This window comes from Hymenobacter segetis (assembly GCF_038448715.1).
Classification (GTDB): Bacteria; Bacteroidota; Bacteroidia; order Cytophagales; family Hymenobacteraceae; genus Hymenobacter; species Hymenobacter segetis.
Genome location: NZ_JBCEVZ010000017.1, coordinates 84,690 through 91,313, shown reverse-complemented (window position 1 = coordinate 91,313; position 6,624 = coordinate 84,690). Strand labels below are relative to the sequence as shown.

8 protein-coding genes are annotated in these 6,624 nt (G+C 60.6%); 4 read left to right on the top strand and 4 right to left on the bottom strand.

The genetic code is table 11. The features are described 5' to 3' along the window. The 3 genes from AAFH49_RS09470 to AAFH49_RS09460 form a co-directional block, all read right to left on the bottom strand. Nucleotides 1–272: Wzz/FepE/Etk N-terminal domain-containing protein (locus AAFH49_RS09470; RefSeq protein ID WP_342297594.1), on the bottom strand; the 272-nt coding region annotated here is incomplete at its 3' end. Nucleotides 273–326: 54 nt separating this feature from the next. Beyond that, nucleotides 327–1,115 (bottom strand): polysaccharide biosynthesis/export family protein, encoded by a 789-nt coding sequence (locus tag AAFH49_RS09465; RefSeq protein ID WP_342297593.1) that lies wholly within the window; start codon nt 1,113–1,115, stop codon nt 327–329. Nucleotides 1,116–1,439: 324 nt separating this feature from the next. After that, complete coding sequence (locus AAFH49_RS09460; RefSeq protein WP_342297592.1) at nt 1,440–2,036, bottom strand: FMN-dependent NADH-azoreductase; 597 nt, start codon at nt 2,034–2,036, stop codon at nt 1,440–1,442. Between the two features lie 223 nt (nt 2,037–2,259). Between AAFH49_RS09460 and AAFH49_RS09455 the strand changes: the two genes are divergently transcribed. Beyond that, a complete protein-coding gene (locus AAFH49_RS09455; protein ID WP_342297590.1) occupies nt 2,260–2,622 on the top strand; it encodes a winged helix-turn-helix transcriptional regulator in 363 nt (120 codons plus the stop codon). Between the two features lie 37 nt (nt 2,623–2,659). Further along, on the top strand, nt 2,660–3,085 hold the full coding sequence (locus AAFH49_RS09450) for a hypothetical protein (RefSeq protein WP_342297588.1): 426 nt from the start codon (nt 2,660–2,662) through the stop codon (nt 3,083–3,085). 6 nt (nt 3,086–3,091) lie between these two features. Here the strand turns inward: AAFH49_RS09450 and AAFH49_RS09445 are convergent, their stop codons facing one another. After that, a complete protein-coding gene (locus AAFH49_RS09445; protein WP_342297586.1) occupies nt 3,092–3,583 on the bottom strand; it encodes a carboxypeptidase-like regulatory domain-containing protein in 492 nt (163 codons plus the stop codon). Nucleotides 3,584–3,828: 245 nt separating this feature from the next. Between AAFH49_RS09445 and AAFH49_RS09440 the strand changes: the two genes are divergently transcribed. Next, nucleotides 3,829–5,319: a pectate lyase family protein gene (locus AAFH49_RS09440; RefSeq protein WP_342297584.1), complete on the top strand. Its 1,491-nt coding sequence runs from the start codon at nt 3,829–3,831 to the stop codon at nt 5,317–5,319. Between the two features lie 298 nt (nt 5,320–5,617). After that, on the top strand, nt 5,618–6,562 hold the full coding sequence (locus AAFH49_RS09435; protein WP_342297582.1) for an alpha/beta fold hydrolase: 945 nt from the start codon (nt 5,618–5,620) through the stop codon (nt 6,560–6,562). Nucleotides 6,563–6,624: the final 62 nt, after the last annotated feature.

The following is a 6,624-nucleotide window of genomic DNA, read 5'->3' as shown; positions in this document are numbered from 1 at the left end:
GAGGTGAGCACGCCCACTTCGTCCTCCATTTTTGGGCCTTTCTCATGCACCTGCAGCAGCTGGAGCAGCTCCTGCGCCTGTTTCGAGCCGGTGCCCTGGTCGCCAAGCAGCATGGTGGAGCGGAAGGCGTACACCGGCGCCTTCACCTGCAGATACAGGTAGGCGCAGCTGCCCGCCAGCACCAGCGCCAGCACAAACAGCGGCCAGCGGGTGCGCAGCTTAAAAAACAGCGCGTGCAAATCAATCTCATCAGGAGCGGGCCGGGTTTCCATAGTCAGAAGCAGAAATAGGGTGGGGCGAGTCACCAGGCGCAGGGCCGGGCCGGCTTAGTTCGCCTTTATAAAGCTCAGGAGCAAGATGATAGTCGATAAGCCGCCGAATACCAACCCGAGGTTGTTGGCGTTGCCGCGGCTGGTGCGGGCCTTCAGCGGCTCCACATACAGGGCATCGTTGGGCAGCAGGTAGTAGTATTTCGAGCGCAGCAGGTTGGGGTCGGTGAGGTCCAGCAGCACCACTTCCGAGCCCTTGGGTGTCTGCCGAATCAGCTTGATGTTGGTGCGGTTGCCGAATTCGCCCACGTCGCCGGCCAGGCCCAGCGCCTCCAGCACCGTGGCCTGCGAGTTGTACACGAAGTAGCGCCCGGGCGACCGAACTTCACCTAAAATGGTGAGCTTGAAGCTGGTGAGTTTCACCAGTACGTTGGATTCGCGCATGAAGCGGCTTACTTCCTTTTGAATGAGCTGCTGGGTTTCCTCCACCGTGAGGCCGGCCACTTTCAGCCGGCCCGCCGTGGGCAGGTTGATGCTGCCGGTGTCATCGACGGAATAGCCGGAGGCAAAAATGTTGCCCGGGTCGCCGCTCTGAATGTTCTGCCCGCTGGTCACGCTAAACAGGTCGTTCAGGGCCGGCTGCACGCTCTGCACCCGGATGCTGAGCACGTCGCCGGGCTGCAGCCGGTACACCTGCCGCTCATTCTCCACTTGCACCGCCGCCCGGGTCGAGTAGTCCTTCCCTTGCAGGTACGGCAGCTGCTGCTGCGACACGCACGAGCCCAGCAAAGCCCCCGCCACCAGCAACCCTAAAACCCACGCGCGGAAGTAAACCAATGAGCTCATAGACTGGCCGTAGCGAGGCGCTGGCCCGGTGCCGAACCAGCACCTTCGTGCGCCGGATTCAGGCATCGTTTCCCGCCTCGGGTAATGGAGAATAAGAGCTAATTTAATGAATTATTCGATATATAGTATAAATTATTTATTTTTCTGTATTAATCAATTTTTAATGGCGGTTTAATCTTGCCATAAACCAATGAATTTGCCCATGAATAACATCGCCCTGCAGCGGCCTGAACGCAAAAGTCCCGGCCGCTGCTCCGGCCAATGGGAGCAGCGGCCGGGACCAGCTGATTAACCGAACGCGCACGTAGCGCGGCAGTCCTAACCTTATACCACCACGCTATCGATGCCTTTTTGCAGCGCAGTAGCTTGTAAATCTGGTATTTTGAGTCCTTCGGCCCGGGCCACGGTTACATCGGTCAGGCCCAGGAAACCAAGCATAAAGCTGAGATAGGGCGAGGCAAAATCATAGGCCTGCATTGGGCCTTCGGAGTAGATACCGCCGCTGGCCACCGCCAGGTACACCTTCTTGCCCGTTATCAGCCCCTCCGGGCCGGTGGCGGTGTAGCGGAACGTGACGCCCGCCCGCGTGAGGTGGTCGAGCCACGCCTTGAGCGACGAGGAAATGCTGAAGTTGTAGAACGGCACCCCAATCACGAGGGCATCGGCCGCCATCACTTCCGCAATGGCCTCATCGGAGTGGCGCACGGCTTCCTGCTGCGCGGCCGAGCGGCTTTCGGCCGGCGTGAAGTAGGCTTGCAGGTGCGCTTCCTCAAGGTGTGGAAACGGATGGGTGGCCACGTCGCGCACCACCACGGTGCTGCCGGGATGCGCGGCCAGCAGCTTGTCGATAATGCCTTGGCTGAGGCGGGTGCTGATGGATTCGGCCCCGCGGGCGCTGGAAATGATTTGCAGAATCTGCATAAAAAAGGGGGAAATGAGGTGATGAGCGGCGCGCTAATCCCCGTGGCCCACCGGCCAAAGGCGACTGCCCGCTCCCTGAGTAGCCAAGCTGTTGTTTGGTACTCTGATTACCTCAAGTAATCAGTCGGGCATTTGTTAGTAACTTGCTTCAACTACAGATTACGTCGCGGTAGCTTGATTACCGGCAGGTAATCAGCTCCATTCGCCCTTTTCTTGAATTCCCATGACCGTACCCAACGACCATTCCCAATGCGCCCCGACGATGGAGGCCCTGCGCCACGCCCTGCTGGTCGTGAATGGCAAGTGGAAGCTCCAGATTATTGTGGCGCTGCTGTCCGGTGCCCGGCATTTTCGTGGATTGGAGCGCAGCGTGCCGGGCATTTCCACCAAAGTGCTGGCCAAGGAGCTGAAGGATTTGGAAGCCCATCAGTTCATCACCCGCACGGTCTACCCCGGCCCGCCGGTGGTGGTGGACTACCAGCTATTGCCCTACGCCCATTCGCTCGACCCCGTGATTGAGGTCCTGAGGGCATGGGGACTGCAGCATCAGCAGCGTCTGGAAGCGGCTGGTGCGGTGGCGGTTTAGTCAATCCCGTTCTTAAAAAATAGCCAGCTCGCCGCCCATGTCCCCAACCCACGACTACCTGCAATACCAGTTTCGGCCCGACCTCCAGGTGCTGGTAGGCCGCTGGCTGCGCCAACCCACCGATGACGAACTCCACGCCGGCTACTACCACCTGCTCGATGCGGCCGATGCTTGCGGGGCTCGCCTCTGGCTGATTGATGGTCGCCGCCGCGCTCACGCCAACCAGCAAAACACCGGCTGGATGATGGACGAATTCATGCCCCAGCTGCCCCAGCGCCTGGGAGGGGCGGTATTCATGGCCTATCTATTCATGCCCACGCATTTGTACGAGCTGGAGCACGACGCCACAGTGCCGCCGCTCACGTACTTCGACGGTCGTCAGTACCACGTGCAGCGCTTCACCGAAGAACTCAATGCCATGCAGTGGCTGCAAGCCTGCGCCGCCGCCCAGGGCCAGCCCTGAGGCCGCTTATTTCAGGTTGGTATTGCGGTTGTTGAGGCGCACGACCTGGCCAGCGCGCTTGCCGCTGCGCTTGATGCGGGCACCTTCGGCCTGCTCCAGCACCAACCGTGGCAGCGTGCAGTCGGTGAGGGCAATTTCCTGGGGCGTGTAGCCTGCCGCGCCCACCACCAGCGTCTGGCCCTGGTACACGGGGTCGGTGAGGCGGAATTTGCCTTCCGAATCGGTCACGTACACGTCGTGGGTGCCTTTGATGAGGAGCGTTGCGCCAATCAGCGGGCGGCCGTTGGGCTCATAAATAACGCCGGCAAGAGGCGCGCACGCCAGGCGCATAGCCGACCGGGCCGAGCTGCTGGCGGCGGGCCGCGACGACATGGCAATACGGTCCTGCGCATTGCCGGACGGCGATAAGGTACTCGTGCTGGCGCTTTGGGCGGCGGCAATCTGGCTGCTTCCTATGGCAAGAAGGGTGACTGCGACGGCGAGGAAATATGGGCGCATGGGCAAAGTGGTAAAGGACGAGGGCAGGAAGTTATGTGAAGATATTGTCTAATAATTAAATTATAACAATAATGACAACAATTTTTATCGGAATGATGCTTTTTTTGATTTCGAACGCCTGTTTAAAAAGAGCTTCTGAGGCACTCAGCCCAATCAACTGGCGCGGTTTTTACTTAGTTTCAAAAAGCGAGGTTTCACACCCCATTCACGCAGTAGGGCTTAAGTTGTTGCCTTAATCAGCCAGTATGCTCCATTTTTCTAAACGTTCTTTTTCCCGTCTGCGCCCGGCGCGGATGATTTATTTGCTGGGCTTAAGCCTGTTGCTGCTGCCAGCGACGAGCCGGGCGCAGGGCCTGGTGGCCTTTCCGGGGGCCGAGGGCGCGGGGCGCTTCACCACTGGCGGGCGGGGCACGGCGGCGGTGCCCACCACGGTGCTCGAAGTCACGAACCTGCTTGATGATAATAAACCAGGCTGCCTGCGCTACGCACTGATGCTGAACGCGGCCAAAGCTCCGGCCCGCACCATCGTGTTTCGGGTGTCGGGCACCATTCACCTGGTTTCGCCGCTATTCATTAATAAGCCGAATACCACCATTGCAGGCCAGACGGCTCCCGGCGACGGCATTTGCCTGGCAGATTATCCGGTATCGGTGAAGGCGAACAATGTGATTGTGCGCTTTATCCGCTTCCGGATGGGCGATAAGAACCAGAACGGTGGTTTTGTGGACGGCGCGGGCGGTGATGATGCCTTCGGTGGCACCCGCAACAACCACCTCATTGTGGACCATTGCTCGATGAGTTGGAGCACCGACGAGGGCCTGAGCGTGTACGAGGGCGACAGCACCACCCTGCAATGGAACCTCATCGCGGAGCCGCTGAACTACTCCTACCACTACGAAAAGGGCGATACCGACTTTGAGCGCCACGGTTTCGGAGGCATTTGGGGCGGGCAGCATTCGTCGTTTCACCACAACCTGTTTGCGCACTGCAAAAACCGCACGCCGCGCTTCAATGGCAGCCGCTACACGCACCCGGCGGGCTTCGAGAATGCCGATTTCAGCAACAACGTGATTTATGACTGGGGCGAAAACAACGTGTATGCCGGCGAGGGCGGCAACTACAACGTGGTGAACAACTACTACAAGCCCGGCCCCAGCACCAACCCCAAAGTGCAGGCCCAGGTGCTGAACCCGTACAAAATCGACAAGGAAAAAGGCCGCCTGCCCTACGGCAAGTTCTACCTGACCGGCAACTACGTGGACGGCGCGTCCGCCGTGACGGCCCGCAACTGGCGCGGTGTGGTGATGAACGGCGGCATCGCCGCCGACACCGCCCAATCGAAAGTGACAACCCCCTTCGACCTTGGCCCGCTGGCCCTGCAAACGGCCCCCGCCGCCTACGAGGCCGTGCTGAACGGCGCGGGCGCCATCTGTCCGCAACGCGACACGCTCGACCAGCGCATTGTGCGGGAGGTGCGCACCCGTACCGGCACCCTCATCGATGTGCAGGGGCACTACCCGCACGGCACGCCTTACAGCATTTCCCAAAAAGCCTGGCCGGTGCTGAAATCCACCGCCGCACCCCTCGATACCGACCACGACGGGATGCCCGATGCGTGGGAAAAGGCCAATGGGCTCAACCCGAAAGACGCGGCCGACCGGGGCCTGCGCGCTACGGATGGCTACACCAATCTGGAAAGCTATTTGAACAGTCTGGTGGGGATGGGAGGGAAGTAGAACAGGAGCCAGGGATAATTGAGAACGGTCATGCTGAGCGCAGTCGAAGCATCTCTACCGTGAGAGAAGCATCTCTACCGTGAGAGTAAATCCAATTGAAAGGATTACTACTGCGGTAGAGATGCTTCGACTGCGCTCAGCATGACCGTTCAGTTTTAAGTCAGTGCCCCGTTTCCGTTCAGCCGCCCTTCCGCCCGTTCAGCGGGCCGGGATACCGTTCGCTTAAATTCCGTTTCGGCCGCTGAAACGGGCCGGTAAGTTTGGGTCATTCAATCACCCATCACCCCACACTTACCCGATGAAAACTTCTGCTTTCGCCCGCCGCCTGTCCTTGTCGCTGTTGCTGCTGAGCGCGGCGGGTTCTGCTTTCGCTACGAATCCGGCCGCCGTGCCCGCCGCAAAAGTTGTGGCCGATAACCCCGCCGCGCATCCCACGTTCACGGTGCGGGTGGTGGGCAAGGGCCAGCCCATGCTGCTGATTCCCGGCCTGAACTGCACCGGCGCGGTGTGGGACGAAACCGTGGCTCATTACCAATCGCAGTACCAGTGCCACGTTATTTCGTTGGCGGGTTTCGGCGGCACGGCCCCGGCGGCCGTGACCGACCCGCTGCTACCCGCCGTGCGCGACCAGCTCCTGGCCTACATCAAAACGCAGAAGCTGAGCAAGCCCACCTTGGTGGGCCACAGCCTGGGCGGCTTCATGGCGCTGGCTTTGAGCGCGGCCCAGCCCGACGCCATCGGCCCGCTCGTGATTGTGGATTCGCTGCCCTACATGGCCGCCATCCAGAACCCGGCCGCTACCGTGGAAACCGTGCGGCCCATGGCCGACAAGATGCGCCAGCAGATGAAGCAGGGCCACATGCCCGCCGCCGCCCAGCGCCAGATGGTGGCCGGCATGGCCACCGACACCGCCCGCCAAACCCTGATTGCCCGCTGGGGCATGGTCTCGGACCCCGCCACCACCGCCCAGGCCATGTACGATATGTACACCATCGACCTGCGCAACGACATCAGCCGCATCAAGCAGCCGGTGCTGGTGCTGGGGGCCTGGGCCGCCTACGCGCAGTACGGCTCGACGAAGGAAAGCACCCGGGCCATCTTCGCGCAGCAATACGCCAAGCTGCCGCAGACACGCATTGAGATGTCGGAAGCCGGCCGTCACTTCCTGATGTATGACGACACGGTGTGGTTCCTGGCCCAGGCCGATGCATTTCTGAAGCAGCCGGCCGTGGCTAAGAAATAACTGTCAACCGCCCGGATGGTAGCATCCGGGCGGTTATGCGCCGCCGCTACTCCTGTAACTTG

Coding starts and splice junctions, on each gene's coding strand:
- AAFH49_RS09465 (WP_342297593.1), bottom strand. CDS start 1,115: ATGAGCTCATTGGTTTACTTCCGCGCGTGGGTTTTAGGGTTGCTGGTG.
- AAFH49_RS09450 (WP_342297588.1), top strand. CDS start 2,660: ATGTCCCCAACCCACGACTACCTGCAATACCAGTTTCGGCCCGACCTC.
- AAFH49_RS09445 (WP_342297586.1), bottom strand. CDS start 3,583: ATGCGCCCATATTTCCTCGCCGTCGCAGTCACCCTTCTTGCCATAGGA.
- AAFH49_RS09455 (WP_342297590.1), top strand. CDS start 2,260: ATGACCGTACCCAACGACCATTCCCAATGCGCCCCGACGATGGAGGCC.
- AAFH49_RS09435 (WP_342297582.1), top strand. CDS start 5,618: ATGAAAACTTCTGCTTTCGCCCGCCGCCTGTCCTTGTCGCTGTTGCTG.
- AAFH49_RS09460 (WP_342297592.1), bottom strand. CDS start 2,036: ATGCAGATTCTGCAAATCATTTCCAGCGCCCGCGGGGCCGAATCCATC.
- AAFH49_RS09440 (WP_342297584.1), top strand. CDS start 3,829: ATGCTCCATTTTTCTAAACGTTCTTTTTCCCGTCTGCGCCCGGCGCGG.